17 protein-coding genes are annotated in these 15,789 nt (G+C 62.2%); 5 read left to right on the top strand and 12 right to left on the bottom strand.

Features of this window, described 5'->3' with window-relative positions:
* Positions 1–144: 144 nt before the first annotated feature.
* From K5R33_RS05750 to K5R33_RS05725, 6 genes are all read right to left on the bottom strand, one after another.
* Complete coding sequence (locus K5R33_RS05750; protein ID WP_220748058.1) at positions 145–1,095, bottom strand: ABC transporter permease; 951 nt, start codon at positions 1,093–1,095, stop codon at positions 145–147.
* A 594-nt stretch (positions 1,096–1,689) separates the two neighbouring features.
* Complete coding sequence (locus tag K5R33_RS05745) at positions 1,690–2,700, bottom strand: ABC transporter permease (RefSeq protein WP_220748057.1); 1,011 nt, start codon at positions 2,698–2,700, stop codon at positions 1,690–1,692.
* Between the two features lie 16 nt (positions 2,701–2,716).
* Positions 2,717–3,199, bottom strand: coding sequence for a hypothetical protein (locus K5R33_RS05740; RefSeq protein ID WP_220748056.1), 483 nt, complete (start codon positions 3,197–3,199; stop codon positions 2,717–2,719).
* 87 nt (positions 3,200–3,286) lie between these two features.
* Positions 3,287–5,014 carry an ABC transporter substrate-binding protein gene (locus K5R33_RS05735; RefSeq protein WP_220748055.1) on the bottom strand — a complete coding sequence of 576 codons (1,728 nt, stop codon included), beginning with the start codon at positions 5,012–5,014 and terminating at the stop codon, positions 3,287–3,289.
* A gap of 21 nt (positions 5,015–5,035) precedes the next feature.
* Positions 5,036–5,713, bottom strand: coding sequence for an MBL fold metallo-hydrolase (locus tag K5R33_RS05730; RefSeq protein WP_220748054.1), 678 nt, complete (start codon positions 5,711–5,713; stop codon positions 5,036–5,038).
* Positions 5,713–6,534 (bottom strand): phytanoyl-CoA dioxygenase family protein, encoded by an 822-nt coding sequence (locus K5R33_RS05725; RefSeq protein ID WP_220748053.1) that lies wholly within the window; start codon positions 6,532–6,534, stop codon positions 5,713–5,715. Before K5R33_RS05725 ends, K5R33_RS05730 begins: the two co-directional genes overlap by 1 nt.
* 132 nt (positions 6,535–6,666) lie before the next feature.
* Between K5R33_RS05725 and K5R33_RS05720 the strand changes: the two genes are divergently transcribed.
* The 3 genes from K5R33_RS05720 to K5R33_RS05710 are packed head-to-tail and all read left to right on the top strand — an operon-like array spanning position 6,667 to position 8,525.
* Entirely contained in the window at positions 6,667–7,518 is an 852-nt protein-coding gene (locus K5R33_RS05720; protein ID WP_220748052.1) for an AraC family transcriptional regulator, read from the top strand.
* Between the two features lie 47 nt (positions 7,519–7,565).
* Positions 7,566–7,856: a DUF1330 domain-containing protein gene (locus K5R33_RS05715; RefSeq protein ID WP_220748051.1), complete on the top strand. Its 291-nt coding sequence runs from the start codon at positions 7,566–7,568 to the stop codon at positions 7,854–7,856.
* Positions 7,857–7,901: 45 nt separating this feature from the next.
* Complete coding sequence (locus tag K5R33_RS05710) at positions 7,902–8,525, top strand: helix-turn-helix domain-containing protein (protein WP_220748050.1); 624 nt, start codon at positions 7,902–7,904, stop codon at positions 8,523–8,525.
* A 16-nt stretch (positions 8,526–8,541) separates the two neighbouring features.
* Here K5R33_RS05710 and K5R33_RS05705 read toward each other — a convergent pair whose 3' ends face one another.
* The 5 genes from K5R33_RS05705 to K5R33_RS05685 form a co-directional block, all read right to left on the bottom strand.
* Positions 8,542–8,919 carry a hypothetical protein gene (locus K5R33_RS05705; RefSeq protein WP_220748049.1) on the bottom strand — a complete coding sequence of 126 codons (378 nt, stop codon included), beginning with the start codon at positions 8,917–8,919 and terminating at the stop codon, positions 8,542–8,544.
* A complete protein-coding gene (locus K5R33_RS05700; protein ID WP_220748048.1) occupies positions 8,916–9,263 on the bottom strand; it encodes a hypothetical protein in 348 nt (115 codons plus the stop codon). Before K5R33_RS05700 ends, K5R33_RS05705 begins: the two co-directional genes overlap by 4 nt.
* Positions 9,264–9,339: 76 nt before the next feature.
* On the bottom strand, positions 9,340–10,353 hold the full coding sequence (locus tag K5R33_RS05695; RefSeq protein WP_220748047.1) for a patatin-like phospholipase family protein: 1,014 nt from the start codon (positions 10,351–10,353) through the stop codon (positions 9,340–9,342).
* Positions 10,350–11,096: an arsenical resistance protein ArsH gene (arsH, locus tag K5R33_RS05690; RefSeq protein WP_220748046.1), complete on the bottom strand. Its 747-nt coding sequence runs from the start codon at positions 11,094–11,096 to the stop codon at positions 10,350–10,352. The genes K5R33_RS05695 and arsH overlap by 4 nt, the downstream gene beginning before the upstream one ends.
* Positions 11,081–11,869 (bottom strand): 3-hydroxybutyrate dehydrogenase, encoded by a 789-nt coding sequence (locus K5R33_RS05685; protein ID WP_220748045.1) that lies wholly within the window; start codon positions 11,867–11,869, stop codon positions 11,081–11,083. Before K5R33_RS05685 ends, arsH begins: the two co-directional genes overlap by 16 nt.
* Positions 11,870–12,143: 274 nt before the next feature.
* Here K5R33_RS05685 and K5R33_RS05680 point away from each other — a divergent pair, with 274 nt between their 5' ends.
* Positions 12,144–13,982 carry an extracellular solute-binding protein gene (locus K5R33_RS05680; protein ID WP_220748044.1) on the top strand — a complete coding sequence of 613 codons (1,839 nt, stop codon included), beginning with the start codon at positions 12,144–12,146 and terminating at the stop codon, positions 13,980–13,982.
* Positions 13,983–14,001: 19 nt separating this feature from the next.
* Here K5R33_RS05680 and K5R33_RS05675 read toward each other — a convergent pair whose 3' ends face one another.
* Complete coding sequence (locus tag K5R33_RS05675) at positions 14,002–14,283, bottom strand: DUF3572 domain-containing protein (protein WP_220748043.1); 282 nt, start codon at positions 14,281–14,283, stop codon at positions 14,002–14,004.
* Between the two features lie 104 nt (positions 14,284–14,387).
* On the opposite strand from K5R33_RS05675, the gene K5R33_RS05670 reads away from it, so the two are divergent.
* Positions 14,388–15,785 carry a diguanylate cyclase gene (locus K5R33_RS05670; protein WP_220748042.1) on the top strand — a complete coding sequence of 466 codons (1,398 nt, stop codon included), beginning with the start codon at positions 14,388–14,390 and terminating at the stop codon, positions 15,783–15,785.
* Positions 15,786–15,789: the final 4 nt, after the last annotated feature.

Here is a 15,789-nt window from a genome sequence, read left to right as displayed (position 1 = left end):
AAGACTTTTGGCACCAGGCCTCGCGCCGGTGGCGTGTAGGACGGATGCCGGGACAGGTTTCGGGCGCGCGTCGTCGCGCGGTGGCCCGTGTCTGCTCTGCAGGGCTTACGACATGCGACTGGACACCTTCGGGACGGCCAGGCATCAGCTCAACTTCCTCAGCCGTGGGTTGGACACTTCATCCAACCCGAGATTGATCAGCAGCAGCCCGATAAACATCACACCCAGCAACAGCGTCGGCAGCCCCCACCACCACCACAGGTTTTGGATCAGCGCGCCTGCGTTGATGGCCTCATAGATTGTGCGCCCGAGCGTTGGGATGCGTTGCGGCCCCAAGCCTAGCACCTCCAGGCCGACGGCTGTCACAATGGCCGTTGTGACCGAGGCGATGAAGGACCCGAAAAGGTAGGGCACCAGATTGGGCATCATCTCTCGGAACATGATGTGGGGCACGGAGGCCCCGGACAGCTGCGCCATCTGCACGTAGCCGGATCGTTTCATCGACAACACCTGGGCGCGGATCAAACGCGTTGGCGATTGCCAGACAAAGCCCGCGATCAGCAGTGCCATCATCGTCAAGGAGACATCCCCAAACGCCGATTGAAACACCACGAGGATCAGGAGCGGGGGGATCGTGATCATTACGTCTGACAGCACGCGGATCGTGTCGTCCACGCGCCCGCCGACGAACCCGGCCGTGAACCCCAAGACGATCCCCGTCGTCATGCCAATCAAAGAGGCGAGTAATCCCACGAACAGGGAGTTTGGCGCCCCCATAATGATCAGCGCGAGCATATCGCGACCGGAGCCATCGGTGCCCAATGGGTTAATCCAGGTGCCCTCTTGCCGGCGCAGGTTCTCAAACCCCACCGGTGGCAGCTTCAGGGTGTTGGAGCCCGTAAAGACCAGATCCAGGTTCCAAAACAGGCGTCCTAGGAGGCCAATGGCCACGATCCCAAGAAGCAGGCCAAGGCCCCAGAACAGTTTTGGGTTCATCCATGGGCTGTCGAAGCGGCGAAGGCGGCGGGTCTGACGGCGGTCGGCGCGGCTCGGCGGAGTGCGTCCGCTTTGCGCCTCGGACGAGGTGCGCGTCATGGCATGCCTCCTGATTGTCTCGGGGCAGTCGGCGCGGTGTCCTGCGACGGGTGTTGGCCGTGCCTGGCCCGTTGCGTCTGATCTCTAGAGACAGCGTGCCTGGCGGAGAGTGTGGTTCCTGCTGTCAGGCACAGTCCGGGCGATTTCGTGAGGCACGTCGCACATCTGTCCTGTCGACCAATCCCCTGTCGGGATCGTCCGATGGGACGCCGCACAGACTTAAGGGAGGTCGGTCGAAACCCACTTACGCGAGGCCCGTCGAACCATGATCGGCGCGCGTTTGAGATGGCGATCCAGCCTGAGTTTCGCTGGTGGTCCGACGTTCTTGGTAATCCGCTCGGATGCTCGGCATATCCGCACTGGGGCCGCACTTTCCTTTTAGCGTTAAGCTGTATTGGCGGGGGGGAAGCCCACCCAGGGTTTAGTTGCAGCGGGGGTATCTTACGCGAAGTGCTGGGCGCAGGCGGGAGCGAGATTTTCGACGATTTCGATTGTGGGTCATGGTTGGGAGATAAACCACCACTTGGGCGCCGACTTGAGCCGCCACACCCATGGCTCCGGGCCCCACCGCCGTGGTGCGTTCTATGATCCCAGTCAGGCGCTGTCATGGCGGATCCTCGGGTCTATGAACGGATAGAGCAGGTCCACCAGAAAGACGCTGATCGCGGTCATCAGGATAATGACAAAGCTGACGCCCTGAATGACGGGGAAGTCCTGGTTCAGGATCGCGTCGTAGAGCAGCTTGCCCATCCCGTTGTACGCAAAGATCCGCTCCACCAGGACCTGTCCCGCCACCAACAGGCCGATCTTGAGCGCGAAGGCCGTGATCTGGGGCAGGATCGCGTTGCGGATCATGTAGCGGTACAGGACGTAGCGGGGACGTAGGCCCTTGGCCTCCGCCAGCTTGACGTAGTCTTCGCCCTGCACGGTGATCATCAGGCCCCGCATGCCCAGGGCCCAGAAGCCAAAGGTGACGATCACGATGCTGAGCGCGGGCAGAAACCCGTGGTGCAAGACTGACAGAATGAAATCCAAAGACCAGCCGGGCTCGACCGTCAGGCCATAGGCGCCGGTGAGGGGGAACCACCGCAGCTTCGCCGCGAAGACCCACATCAGCAGCAGGCCCGACAGGATCGGTGGGATGGACGTAAAGACCATGGCCGCTGGGATGGCCACGCGGACCAGCTTGGGCGACCGGTCCCAAACCATGAGCGCACCGAGAAGGTTGCCAATGAGGAAGGTTATCACCAACGACAGGATCATCAGGCCCAGCGTCCAGGGGAGTGCGGCCGCGATCAGGGAGGAGACGGGCGTCGGGAAAGAGGCTGTCGAGAGGCCGAAGTCGAAGCGTAGGACATTCCCGATGTAGCTGAGGTATTGCCAGATCAGCGGCCCGTCGATCCCCATTGAGGCGCGCAACTGAGCGAGGATTTCGTCCGAATTGGCGACCGTTCCCGCGCCAGAGGCCATGCGGCCCAGGGCGATCTCGGCGGGGTCCACGGGCGACAGGCGCGGGATGATCCAAATGAGGGTCGCGGCGATGAGCACCGTCAGGACCAAGGTGATGAGCCGGTTCTTGAGATAGGCCGCAGGGATCACGGGCATGGCGGGTCTCCTGTAGCTAGACCTGGGAAGCGGCCAGGACGGTCTTGAGATAGATCTCGGGGGACGGGCGAGGGGTCATCATCGTGTCCCGCCAGGCGCGGGTTTCGGCATCAATGACGGCCAGTTCCCAGACGCAGCCGATGGTGCCCCGGTCTTGAACGTCTGAGGGCCGACCATCGAACCGTTGCCTGTGTACGGCGTGGCAGAGGATTGAGCCCTCCTCCCACCAATGGACCGCCAGGGTGACGCCCTCGGTGCCCCGGTGGATGATGGCAAAGCCAAGGCTGGCGTCGGACCCCGTGGCCTTCAATTTGGCCAGGACATCATCCCGAATGAACGTCCGTGCCGTGCCGAAGTCCGCTTGTGTGATGCCCTGATCAGCCGTGGCGATGCCATAGAGTTTCACGCGCAACGCCCGGATGGACCACACTCCATGGCGCGACAGGTCCCGTGGGGCATAGGTCGCGTCGGAAGGGGCTGGCCTGGTCACTGCATCCATCTTGGTGATTTCCCGAGAACGAGCGCTGGTGGCGAGCCCCACCCTACGAAGCGTCTCGTAGGGCAGGGGGTGCCGCACCTGAGCCGATCACTCGACCTTGGTCAGGCCATGGACGATCTGATGACCCGTGTTCCACCAAAAGAAGGGGTGGTTGTAATAGTTGTCGTTGGTCGGCCAACCCTCCCAATAGGTGGTGTTGAAGGGGATCAGCTTCGCCGCCTGCACCAGGGGGATAAACGGCATCTCCTCGGCCAGATGGCCGTAGGCCTGACCGACCAAGTCGACGATCTGTGGATCGCCCAGGGGCAGCGAGGCCATCTCGTCCACGGCCGCCGAATAGGCCTCTGCTGCCGCACCATCCCAGCGGGCGGTGTTGTTGAAGCCGGGCGAGCGTTCGCCCACGGGCACCACGTCCTTGACCGTGTAGCGGCCCATGGAGGCCCAGGGTTCGTTCACCGATCCGCAGGACAGCCAGCTGTAGGACATCTCATAGGCGCCGAAGGGCAGCACTTCGCCCCAGAAGACGCCGTTCTCGACCGGAACCGACCGGGCATCGATGCCCGCGCGCTGCAATTGTTCGACCACCACGTCGATGGTGCGGGTGTATTCGGTCGAGGCGGAGTTGACGTGGATCTCCACAGACAGGGTTTCACCGTCCTTGGTGTAGTAATCGCCGTCCCGGGTCCAACCGGCCCCCTCGATCAGGGCTTGGGCCGCGTCCACATCCGCCGTCATGGGCAGTTCACCGCCCGCGGCGATGGCCGCTTGGATAAAAGGCTGCATGGCGCCGTACTGGGCGAACATCGTGCGCGATGGCTCGGTCGTGCCCTCATAGGCGACGTTCACGATCTGGCTGCGGTCGATGATATGGGCCACCGCGCGGCGCATGGCCGGGTCGTCCCATGGGGCGACAGTCGTGTTGATCTCGAGCTGCCGTGCGCAGGGGTCGGCGGCGGCATAGGGATAGTCCTCGTACCAAGCGATCACGGCGGCGTTTTGGGCACGCACGGCCTCAAATGTACCGACCGAGACGTTCTGTGCGGCGTCCAGGTCGTTGCCCGCGATCAACTGTGCGCGGCTTTCTTCGCCGCCCGTCTCCAGGAAGATGACGCGCTGTGGCTCCGGCAGGTCCATGAACCCCGTTTTGGCGCCCCACCAATCGTCATTGCGGTCCCAGATGGCGCGGTTGGTTGCGGCCGAGGTGAAGGTGTAGGGGCCGGTTCCGATGGGTTCGGGGAAGGTAAAGGTGGCGGCGTCCTGCCCGGCCCAGATGTGTTCCGGCATGATGAGGTAGCTGCCGAAGATCCGAATGCCGAAGTTCTCGACCATGAAGCGGGGGTTGGGCGCCTGGAGCGTGACCGAGACCGTTAGGTCATCGACCTTTTCGACCGAGGCCACCTGGGAGCGGATGGCCGAGGCCTCGCGGGCCGTGATTTCTTCGTTTTCCAGCGCGAGGTTGATTGAAAAGACGACGTCGTCGGCATTGAACGCCTCGCCATCGGACCACTCCACACCGTCGCGGAGGGAGATGGTGAAGGCGCTGCTGTCATCGTTGCCCTCGAACCCAATGGCCAGCCAAGGGTCCAACTCACCGGTGTTGTAGTCGAGGATGAACAACGGCTCCCACATGACTTGGTGGCCGCCATGCATCCGGCGCACGCCCGTCCCATCGGTCAACCAATTGAAGTTGGTCGGGTCCGTTATGGTGCGGTCCAGATCGAAGATCACCGTGTCCTCGCGCGCCACGTCTTGGGCCAGCGCGGTCCCGGTCATCAGCGCCAGCGTCGCCGTCCCGGTGATGAGGTGCTTGAACATGAGGTTTCTCCCTAGTCGGTCTTATCTTTTGTGATCGAGGACGAGGACGCGCGTGTGCCCCGTCAGATCATTGGCCGCGATCTCGGCGTGGGGCCCGAAGGCGAATTCCACATCCCTTGAATTGAAGTAGGGCAGGAAGTCCGTGATCCACTGAATATTAGCCGGTCTATAGGCCAAAGTCCTGAAATGTATGGGAATGACCAGCTTGGGGGCGGTCATATGGATCATCCGCATGAGATCGGGCAAAGCAATCGTTGGCGATCCGCCGGTCAGCGCGCAGAGGACATCCACGCCTTCGAAAAAGGCGATCTGTTCGTCGGTCAGCGCGTTGCCCACATCGCCCATGTGCGCGATTTTGATCCCGTCGAGCGTAAAACGATACATGGCGTTTTGATTTGCCACGCCGCGGGGGTGATGCTCCCATTCTTCGGCGGCGATGGCCTGGACGGTTAACCCGCCCACTTCGGCCGTGCCCTTGCCGTCGCCTGCGATGTCTAGCGTGTTGCAGGTCACCGGATGTCCCGCGATCAGGTCACTGCGGCAATGGGCGTCGTCATCGTCGGACGAGGTCAGGACAATATCGGCGGCCTCTGTGATGGCTGGATACCCCAATACATCTGGCGTGAAGGGGTCGGTCATCACGGACGTCTGCTTGCCTTCGAACAGCAGCGCTGCTTGCCCGAACCACGTCACCCGCATCAGTTGTTGCCCACCACATGGGGGGATCCGGTCGCCGTGATATCGTCATTCGCTGGCCGAGGGTGGGTGCGCCAGGCCCCGGCGGAGCCACGGCAGAGCAGGGCCTCGACACCTCTGGCCCAGGTTGGGTCCGTTGTCTGAACGCTCGGCGGGCAATAGCGCAGGGTCAGACCACAGCGCCGCCGGTTGCTCAGGTTTGGTCGCGACCCGTGGACAAGCATATCTGCGTGCAGCGACACCTGACCCGCGCGCAATGCATTCGTGACGGGGGCGCCTAAACGGGTCGTATCGGCGGTTTCTTTGTGAAAGACCGCCTCCTCCCCCGACGCTTTTACCGCGAGCGCGCCCTTATCGTGGCTGCCGGGAATGAACCGCATGGCGGCGTTTTCGGCGTCCGCATCGTCAATGGCCAACCAGACCGTCACGGTGCGCGCCGGGCTAAGGGCCCAGAACGACGCGTCTTGGTGCCAGGGCACGGCCTTTGGGTCACCGGGCTGTTTGCAGAGGATGGCCGAAGCCCAGCAGAGGATATCTGGCCCGATGATGTCCTGCACCAGATCCAGAATGCGCGGCTCGGTCGCCAGATCATAGAGCCCACGCAGGCGCGCCTGATAGCAGTTGATGCCATAGGCGCCGTCCCGTCCCATCGCAGCCATCAGACGGTCCGCATAGGTCCGGATTGTCTCGATCTCTGACCCATCAAAGACGTCGAACGGCGCGATAAATCCGTCCCGGTTATAGGCATCGATATGGTCTTGGGACAGGACCTCGGGGCGGTGGTCCACGGGCGAAAAGGTCAGATCTGTTGGTGTATCGAGCATGTTCCCCTCCCAAGGACACGCGTTGAAGCTAGCAGGTGGCTGGTGGTCGCGCGCTCGGCAGAATTGACATTTTCTTGTCCTAAATTGACATTCAGCTTGTTCCTTGGGCGCAGATGATAAGAAGGCAGCAGGATGGAATCTGAGACGTTTTTCATCGACGATTACATCGCGCCCAACGAAACCCACCATGTGGCCCGCAAAACGCTGCCCGCTCGGTTTCCGTCCTTGGCCCACCGTCACGATTACCACGAGGTGATGTTGATCGAGGCCGGGCGCACGGCCCATTGGGTGAACGGGGCATCGCAAGATCTTGAGGCGGGGGACCTGTTGTGCATTCGCCCGAACGATACCCATGCCTTGCGGGCCAGCCGGGCAGGGGGCTGCACGATCGTGAACGTGATGTTTCGCAGCGAGATCGCGGATCATGTGGCCGCCCGTTACGCACCCGATGTCTCTGGACGCTTCTTTTGGCGGGAAGCACGGCTGCCCGCCCAATACCACCTGTCGGGCACGCGGCGGCAAGATGCCTTGCGCTTGCTACAGGATCTGCGCGCTGGCCCACGCAGTCTGGTTCGGATCGAAGAGTTCCTCCTGGCGCTGGTAAACCGCGTCGTCTTCGCCCCCGACAGGCTGCAGGGCGGGGCGCCGCCTTGGTTGATTGCCGCCTGTGCGGCCGCCCAAACGGAAGCCGTCTACCGGATTGGCGCGGCTGGATTGGTGGCGGCGGCGGGGCGCAGCCATGAACATGTGTGCCGCGCCATGAGGCGCCACTTGGGCACGACACCCTCGGCTTATGTGAACGGCATCCGCATGGAGCAGGCCGCGCGGATGTTGGATGTGACCGATTTGGCCATTCCCGACGTTGCAGAGGCCCTGGGAATCGAGAACCTCAGTCACTTCTATCGGCTGTTTGGTCAGCAATATGGAACGACACCGCGGCTCTATCGCAAACGCCACCAGAAGGATCCGTTTCGACAGGATTGACCCCCTGCGGTGCGCGCCGCAGGATCTGAAGAGCGAGAGGAGAGCCCATGCCCAAAGCCTATTGGATCGCCCATGTGACCGTCACCGACCCGGATCCCTATGCGCTCTACGCAAAGGGTGCGACCGAGGTCTTTGCTGCCCATGGCGCCCGGGTTCTGGCCCGTGGCGGTCGGATCGAAGCCTTGGAGGGCGACAGCCGTCCCCGCAATGTGGTGATCGAATTCGACAGCATGGACGCGGCTTTAGCGTGTTATCATTCGCCGGAGTATCAGGCGGCGCGCGCCCATCGGATCGGGGCAGGGGACGCGCAGATCATGATCCTTGAGGGCAGTGATTGACTGCGACCCTTGAAGCCCCTGGGGACCCCTCCTAAGCTGCTTCCCATGTCTACTCCGCAAGAGCCGAACATCATTCGCCTGGCCCGCGAAACAGGCGAAACCATCCAGGCTGAGCCCCTGGACCTTGGTCCGCGCGTGCGGGACCTGCGCAAGGCGCGGGGCTGGACGTTGGAACAGGCGGCGCAACAGGCGGGATTGGCCCGATCCACCCTGTCCAAGATCGAGAATGGGCAGATGTCGCCCACCTTCGACGCCCTCAAGAAGCTGGCCACAGGTTTGGAGATCAGTGTTCCGCAATTGTTCACGCCGCCCAAGCGCGATCAGATCATGGGCCGCCGGACGATCACGCGGCGGGGCGAAGGGCAGGCCCACGCGACCACCACCTACGAGCATGAGCTTTTGGCGGGCGCCATGACCACCAAACGTATGCTCCCCTATCGCGCCCGCGTGCGGGCCCGCGCCTTCGAGGAATTCGACGGTTGGGTGCGCCACGACGGGGAGGAGTTTCTCTTGGTGCTGACCGGTACGATCCGGTTGTTCACTGAATTTTACGAACCCGTCGAGATGGTTCGAGGTGACAGCGCGTATTACGATGCCTCGATGGGACACAACGTTGTCAGCACATCACCCGAGGATGCAACCATCCTCTGGGTGACCAGCTTGGGGTGACGCGCACGACGTGCCTTTAACCGTCCGGGTAAAGCCGCCCACCATCTAGGGGGATCAAGGCAGCCGGTTGGATGGACCCGGCCCGTCCGAGCACCGCATGAATAGCATCGTGGTGGGCGCGCGCCTTCGCCCGCTCAACACCCAAGTGTCGGGACAAATGGGTCAGTCTTTGGCGATAGACATGCTGATACTGCCAGAGTTGGTTCACCGACAGGGCGACCTGCCCTTGGCCCGGGTGCTCCACGAGCCGGATGGGGCTGTCGCCAGGACCTTCAGCGCCGCTCTGCCCGTCTAACCAGAACGTCTTGGGGGCGTAGTCCGGCAGCCGGAGTGGGTCGTGGGCCAGAGCCGCGGTCGGCAGCGCCACCGCCAAAAGCAAAAGGTATTTCGTCATCCGGTCCTCCCCATGGGTCTGTCCGCTTGGTCATCGTCGCCGAAACGGGCGTCATCCGCTAGGGGGTCTTCGCCTTCGGGCACGTAGCGTTGCGATTGTTTGATGGCGGCATCGTCGTGTTGCGGGGCGGCATAGGCATCGGCTGGCATCGGGCCGGCCAAGAAAGCCCTGACCGCCGTTTGGGCATCGGCAAGGTCCATGCCTTCTGCCTGCGCAACGCGTGTGGCCAAAACATCGATCCGACCGTCCGCTTCGGCCAAGTGGGCGTCGGTGAGGCCTGGGAATTCCGTCATCAGCCCGTCGCGAAACGGGGTCCAGTCTTTGGCGAAGTCAGCTTGGCTCATGGCGTCTCTCCTGCGATTGGTTCACAGGCGAAACGCAGTCCTGCCTTCTGCGGTTCCGACACCGCGACCGCAGCGATCAGTCGAACATTTGCTGGAGGTCCACGCTGGACTGCACGCCGATCTGATCGAAGTCGCGATCCAGGAAGGCCTTCGCGGCATCGCGTCCTGCCGCCCGCAACTGATGGATCACGGCGGCATTTGGCACGGTTTTTGTGGCCACGCTCAACTGTCTCATCAGACGGTCGTCCGCGATCATATGGACAAGCACATCTTTCATGGCGCCGTCCGGCATGGTTCCACCACGGACCAGGCGTTGAACGAAGGCGATGGCCCGCAGCTCCCGCAGCAGGGATGTGTTGAAGCTGATCTCGTTGATTCGGTTCTGAATGTCGCGGGCCGTTACCGGCAGTTCTGGCCGCTCCAATGGATTGATGTTCACGATGACGATGTCGCGCGGCAGCGCCGGATCGAACAGCGGAAAGAGCGCCGGATTGCCCGTGTAGCCCCCGTCCCAATAATGTTCCCCGTCAATTTCAACCGCAGGGAAAAGCGTCGGGAGGCAGGCCGAGGCGAGGATCGCGTCAGGTGTGATGTCATCCCGTGTGAACAGCTTGATCTTGCCCGTCCGCACGTTGGTGGCGCCCACGTGGAAATCCGGCCCCGCATCTGAACAAATGGTTTCGAACGACATGTCCTCTACGATTTTGCGCAGGGACTTTTGCGCCGTGTCCGGCATGGCATAGGGGGAGACCGCGCGCGTCAGCATGTCGATGGTCTGATAGGCGGGCGACCACTCGATGGCTTGGCTGACGGCCAGGGGAGAAGCGGAGGCGAACCAGGGGGTCCACGTCGGGTCTGTCACCGCGCCGACCTTGGTCCAGACCTTCTCCAACGTTTCCCGAGCCAGATCCCGCGACCCGCGGGCCAAGCCGCACTTGAGTGCAGCCCCGTTCAGGGCCCCAGCAGAGGTTCCGCTGATGCCCGCGATTTCCAGCCGTTCATCGGACAGGATCTGATCGAGGACTCCCCAGGTAAACGCGCCATGGGCGCCGCCGCCTTGGAGGGCCAGGTTGATGCGTTTGACGCTCATGTTTTTGTCTCCGACCCGACGGCGTCCGATGTGTTGACGCGTTTGGACAGCGCGGCGTGGCTCTCCACGCGTTCTGCGTATCGGTCCAAAAGCTGCGGTTTCAGATCCCGCGTGAGCCATGTGAACCGGACCAGTTCCTCCATCACGTCGACGATCCGGTCATAATAGGGCGACGGTTTCATGCGGTCATCTTGGCCAAATTCCGCCCACGCCTTGGGGACGGAGGATTGGTTCGGGATCGTCAGCAGCCGCATCCACCGGCCCAGGATGCGTAATTGGTTGACCGTATTGAAACTTTGCGAACCGCCGCAGACCTGCATCACGGCCAACGTCTTGCCCTGGGTTGGTCGAACCCCTCCCAAGGACAGCGGCACCCAGTCGATCTGCGCCTTCATGATCCCGGTCATCGCTCCATGGCGTTCCGGGCTGCTCCAGACCATGCCTTCGCACCATGTCACCAGATCGCGCAACTCGGCGACCTTAGGATGGTCGGCGTCGGTCTCATCGGGCAGCGGCAGATCCCTTGGGTCGAACATGCGCGTGTCCGCTCCGAGATGCCTCAGGATACGCGCTGCTTCCTCGGCGGCGAGCCGCGAAAATGATCGCTTGCGCACAGATCCATAGAGCAACAGGATGCGTGGCGCGTGCTCGGATTGCACTGGATTTGCCAATGTCTGTGGATCGAACGATGGCAGACGGTCGCGGTCTAGCCCGGGCAGATCGTCGGTCACACCGCTGTCCATCCACCGTCCACGCTGAGCGTGGTGCCCGTGATCTGGGCCGCGTGGTCGGAACACAGGAACAGCGCCGTGCCACCCAGTTGATCGGTCGTGGCGAACTCCTTCGACGGCTGCCGTGTCAGCAAGACGTCCCGGATCGCGGTCTCGCGGTCCATGTCGTATTTCTCCATGGTTTCCGGGATTTGTGCTTCGACCAACGGGGTCAGCACGTAGCCAGGACAGATCGCGTTGGCGGTGATGGGTTCCTGCGCGGTTTCCAGTGCTACGACCTTAGTCATGCCGACGATCCCGTGTTTGGCCGCCACATAGGCCGACTTGTACGGAGAGGCGCGCAACCCGTGGGCCGAGGCGATGTTGATCACGCGACCCCAGCCTGACTCTCGCATCATGGGCAGCGCGGCGGCGGTCGTGTGAAAAGCTGAACTTAGGTTGATGGCAATGATGGCGTCCCATTTGCCGGCTGGGAACTCTTCGATGCCGGCCACGTGTTGAATGCCAGCGTTGTTCACGAGGATATCGCAGGTGCCCGCGTCCTCGATCAGGCGGCGGGCCTCGTCGCCTTTGGAGAGGTCTGCCCCGATGTAGCGGACCTCGACACCATGGGCCTTTGACATTTCCTCGGCGAGGGCGTGGTCCTCTTTGCGGTCTGTGTAGGAGTTCAGGACGACGTTCAGGCCCGCGCCCGCAAAGCTGCGCGCGATGCCCAACCCGATGCCCGAGTTTGAGCCGGTGATTACGGCGGTCTTACCAGCGGGCGGCGGGGCGAGTTGGGACATGTGTCGTCTCCTGAGGTGTCTTCGTCTTGGCAACTATAGGTGCTGCACCTGCAAAGAAAACCGCTTGCCCAGACGCCGCAGCGCCAAAAAAAACGCCCGCACAAGGCGGGCGTTAAGTCATTGAGGCAGGTTTCATACAGGCAAGAAACCTATCGAGCAGTGCCCTCGTTATAGACGTTTACGTCACGAAGGCCAAGAGAAAGTTTTGATTGGTGCGCGTGTGATCGATAGGGTTTGACGCAAATATACAGGCACTTCGAGGACAGTCAGCCCCATGAGACAGCATCGTTTCGACCCACGACCTGCGCGTCATTTTCTCTCCGGGATGGCCGTTGCTTTGGCTGCGGCTATGGTGCCCAGCCTTACCATCGCACAAAGCCATGGAATCGCACTCTACGGCGAGCCGGCACTGCCCGAGGACTTCACACATCTGCCCCACGTGAACCCCGACGCGCCCAAAGGTGGCACCTTTGCAGATGGCCAGGTTGGGAGCTTCGACAGCCTAAATCCCCATATTTTACAAGGACGTGTGCCCTGGCAGCTGCGGTTTTTGGTCTACGAGTCCTTGATGGGGCGCAGCTATGGAGAGCCGTTCACGCTCTATGGGTTGCTCGCCAACTCTGTCGAGGTGAACGACGCCCAAACCCAGGTCACTTACCAACTTAACCCAGCCGCGCGCTTCTCTGACGGGACTCCGGTTACGCCCGAGGACGTGATCTGGTCCTTCAATATTCTCGGCCAGCCGGGCGCCCACGGGCGGTATCGGACGGCCTTTTCTAAGGTAACGGAACTGGTTCAGGTGGGCGAATTCGGGGTGCGCTTCACAATTGACGCACCGGATCGTGAACTTCTGATGTCGCTCGGCCTGCGGCCAATCATGAAAAAAGCGCAGTGGGCCGCCGATGAATCGGCCTTTTTCCGCTCCGGTCTAGAGGTGATTCCCATCACGACCGCGCCTTACGTGATTACCGATGTGGACGCCGGTCGATTCGTGGAATTGTCGCGAGATCCTGACTATTGGGGCGCCGATATTCCGTTTCGGCGGGGCACGATGAACGTCGACACCATTCGGATGGAGTTCTTCGGCGACGCAACGGCCCATTTTGAAGCCTTCAAGGCCGGGTTGTTGTCCACCAAGCGGGAAACCAACGCCGCCCGCTGGGAACGGGACTACGACTTTCCGGCTGTTCGCGCGGGGGACGTCACGCTCTCAGCTATCCCCCACCAACGGCCCAGCGGCATGCGGGGCTTGGTGATGAACACGCGGCGGGCTTTGTTTGCGGACTGGCGCGTGCGTGAGGCGATGATCCAGGCGTTCAACTTCGAATATATCAATGGTGTTGTGAACGGCACGCCCCAGCCGCGCATCACGTCTTACTTCTCAAATTCCCCCCTTGGCATGCTGCCCGGAGCCGCCGAGGGGCGCGTGGCAGACGTCTTGGCGCCCTACGCCCCGGATCTTCTGCCGGGGGCTATTGATGGGTATGTCCTGCCCGAAACCAATGGTCGGGCGGCAAACCGCCGGGGTCTGCGGGCCGCAACGGCGTTGCTCGATGAGGCAGGGTACACCGTCGACAATGGCCAGTTGGTTGGTCCGGAGGGGCCGGTAGTGTTTGAGATCTTGTTGCCCAATGGGGCGTCCGAGATGGCAACCATCGCGGACATCTATGTGGAGGCCCTGAAGCGTCTGGGCATGACCGTCACCGTGGCCAGCGTCGATGACGCCCAGTTTAAGGAACGCCAGGCGGCCTATGATTTCGACATGATCTGGTACACCTGGGGCCTGTCGCTCAGCCCGGGGAACGAGCAGCGCGGCTATTGGGGGATCGACGGTGTCGAGACCCCTGGAACCCGCAACCTGATGGGGGCCGACAATCCGGCGATCGAGGGCATGATTTCGGCCATGTTGGGGGCAGGCAGCCAAGATGACTATATCGCCGCGGTCCGCGGTTTAGACCGCGTTCTCACCTCTGGCCGCTATGTCGTGCCGATCTGGCATACGCCGGTCAGCTGGCTCGCGCATGATGCTCGGTTAACCTTTCCGCAGGATCGGTTGCCGATCTACGGCGATTGGATCGGGTTTCAGCCCGACATTTGGTGGTTTGAGCAGTAAGTCGCCGGTGTCCCGCCGCTTACGTCCAATTGGGGATATCGCCCCCAGGCAGGGCCGCGCGGGCCGCCAGAAACATCTCATGGGACAGGCGCTGCTGGGCGCAGACGCCTTGGACCCAATCATCTGACATCATGATGAAATCCATGACGGCGGCCAGGAACACCGGGTCACCAGCCGCCGCGCGGATCTGATCTCGGTCGGCGCCGGTGGAGGATTGGAACGTATCCATAAGATCTTCGGCGATAAGCCATTCCAGCGCGCCCAGCGCCACGATTTCGGCGCGATCCTGCGTCATGCTCATTTTGCCCCCTCAGTCGAAACCATTTGTTAACCTTCATCCGACCATAACGTTTTTGACCGAGAGGTTAATTCTCCAGGTCTCTGACATCATGAGAAAGGCACTCCATGGCAGGCCGCATCCTGATCGTTGACGACGTCGCCACGAACCGGATCGTGATGAAGGTCAAATTGAACGCGGCCCGATACGATGTTGTCACGGCAGGATCAGGTCAGGAAGCGTTGGATGTGGCGCGCGCTGGCGGGATCGATATCATCATTATGGACATGATGATGCCAAACCTGACCGGGGCCGAGACCTGTGCGCGTCTGCGTGCAGACCCTGCCACGGCCACCGTCCCAGTGATTCTGGTGACGGCCAGCGATGATACGGATGCCCGGATGGAGGGGCTGTCGGCGGGCGCCGATGATTTCCTGTCGAAGCCAGTGGATGAGATTGCCCTCTTGGCTCGGGTGCGGAGCCTGCTGCGAACCCGTGAGGAGGAGCGGACGTACGAAGAACATGGCGGCGCCCTGCTAGGGATGGGGTTCGCGGAAGCGGGTGGGCAGACACCATTCGAAGGCCAATCCCCCGCGCCAGCCGATGGGCAAATTGCCTTGATCGCCGACAGCACGTCAAACTGGCTTTTGCGGCAAAGGGATCGGCTGCGGCCCTTGTTTCGCGAACGGGTCGCGGTCATGGGCCGAGATGCTGCGCTGGCTTTGGATCGGGAGTCCGCGCCGGACCTCTTCCTGATCGATGCGGATTTCGGAGCACCCAACGCAGGGTTGCGCCTGTTGTCGGAGTTGCGGTCCCGCAACGCGACCCGCCATGCCGCGCTGATCGTGATCCTGCCCGCAGGCGACAGCGAACGGGCGGCGACCGCATTGGACCTTGGCGCGTCCGATGTTGCCTATCAGCCGTTCCCGGTCGACGAAATCGCCATGCGGATCCGTACACAGCTGTCGCGCAAGAAACGTGCGGACAGGATGCGCGATACCTTGGAGACCGGGCTGCGTCTGGCGGTCATCGACCCCCTGACAGGTCTGCACAACCGCCGCTATGGGCTGCACCACTTGGATCGCGTCGCGACCCGCTGCCGCGCCCAAGGCATCCGCGCGGGGATCATTTTGATGGACCTCGATCATTTCAAAGCCGTGAATGATACGCACGGGCACTTGGTGGGTGACAAGGTCCTGTCCCTTGCGGCCAAGGCGCTTAAGGACAACCTGCGCAATGAGGATCTGGTCTGCCGCATCGGCGGAGAGGAGTTCCTGGCCGTCCTGCCCGACTCCGATATCGAGAAAGTGCGTGCGGTGGCGGAACGGTTGCGCGGCGCGGTGGAGGCTTTGGATGTCCGACTTGAAGATGGCGGACCGCTGACGGTGACCATGTCGCTTGGCGTCGCCATGTTGTCCGACCGAGAGGACGCCCCGGCCCATGCCCTCGCCGTCGTTGATCGTGCGCTCTATGCCGCGAAGGATGCTGGCCGCAATCGCGTGGAATTGGCCGAGTCCTTTGACTGAGGTT

This window comes from Jannaschia pagri (assembly GCF_019655435.1).
Classification (GTDB): domain Bacteria; phylum Pseudomonadota; class Alphaproteobacteria; order Rhodobacterales; family Rhodobacteraceae; genus Jannaschia; species Jannaschia pagri.
Note: the sequence above shows the minus strand (reverse complement) of the source record. Positions and strands in the feature narration are given on the sequence as shown.

What these genes read in the sequence shown, in the direction of transcription:
- K5R33_RS05695 (WP_220748047.1), bottom strand. Translation starts at nt 10,353, where the DNA reads ATGAGCGTCAAACGCATCAACCTGGCCCTCCAAGGCGGCGGCGCCCAT.
- K5R33_RS05675 (WP_220748043.1), bottom strand. Translation starts at nt 14,283, where the DNA reads ATGAGCATGACGCAGGATCGCGCCGAAATCGTGGCGCTGGGCGCGCTG.
- K5R33_RS05705 (WP_220748049.1), bottom strand. Translation starts at nt 8,919, where the DNA reads ATGACGAAATACCTTTTGCTTTTGGCGGTGGCGCTGCCGACCGCGGCT.
- K5R33_RS05720 (WP_220748052.1), top strand. Translation starts at nt 6,667, where the DNA reads ATGGAATCTGAGACGTTTTTCATCGACGATTACATCGCGCCCAACGAA.
- K5R33_RS05710 (WP_220748050.1), top strand. Translation starts at nt 7,902, where the DNA reads ATGTCTACTCCGCAAGAGCCGAACATCATTCGCCTGGCCCGCGAAACA.
- K5R33_RS05750 (WP_220748058.1), bottom strand. Translation starts at nt 1,095, where the DNA reads ATGACGCGCACCTCGTCCGAGGCGCAAAGCGGACGCACTCCGCCGAGC.
- K5R33_RS05735 (WP_220748055.1), bottom strand. Translation starts at nt 5,014, where the DNA reads ATGTTCAAGCACCTCATCACCGGGACGGCGACGCTGGCGCTGATGACC.
- K5R33_RS05725 (WP_220748053.1), bottom strand. Translation starts at nt 6,534, where the DNA reads ATGCTCGATACACCAACAGATCTGACCTTTTCGCCCGTGGACCACCGC.
- K5R33_RS05700 (WP_220748048.1), bottom strand. Translation starts at nt 9,263, where the DNA reads ATGAGCCAAGCTGACTTCGCCAAAGACTGGACCCCGTTTCGCGACGGG.
- K5R33_RS05715 (WP_220748051.1), top strand. Translation starts at nt 7,566, where the DNA reads ATGCCCAAAGCCTATTGGATCGCCCATGTGACCGTCACCGACCCGGAT.
- K5R33_RS05745 (WP_220748057.1), bottom strand. Translation starts at nt 2,700, where the DNA reads ATGCCCGTGATCCCTGCGGCCTATCTCAAGAACCGGCTCATCACCTTG.
- K5R33_RS05685 (WP_220748045.1), bottom strand. Translation starts at nt 11,869, where the DNA reads ATGTCCCAACTCGCCCCGCCGCCCGCTGGTAAGACCGCCGTAATCACC.
- K5R33_RS05730 (WP_220748054.1), bottom strand. Translation starts at nt 5,713, where the DNA reads ATGCGGGTGACGTGGTTCGGGCAAGCAGCGCTGCTGTTCGAAGGCAAG.
- K5R33_RS05740 (WP_220748056.1), bottom strand. Translation starts at nt 3,199, where the DNA reads ATGGATGCAGTGACCAGGCCAGCCCCTTCCGACGCGACCTATGCCCCA.
- arsH (WP_220748046.1), bottom strand. Translation starts at nt 11,096, where the DNA reads ATGGACAGCGGTGTGACCGACGATCTGCCCGGGCTAGACCGCGACCGT.
- K5R33_RS05670 (WP_220748042.1), top strand. Translation starts at nt 14,388, where the DNA reads ATGGCAGGCCGCATCCTGATCGTTGACGACGTCGCCACGAACCGGATC.
- K5R33_RS05680 (WP_220748044.1), top strand. Translation starts at nt 12,144, where the DNA reads ATGAGACAGCATCGTTTCGACCCACGACCTGCGCGTCATTTTCTCTCC.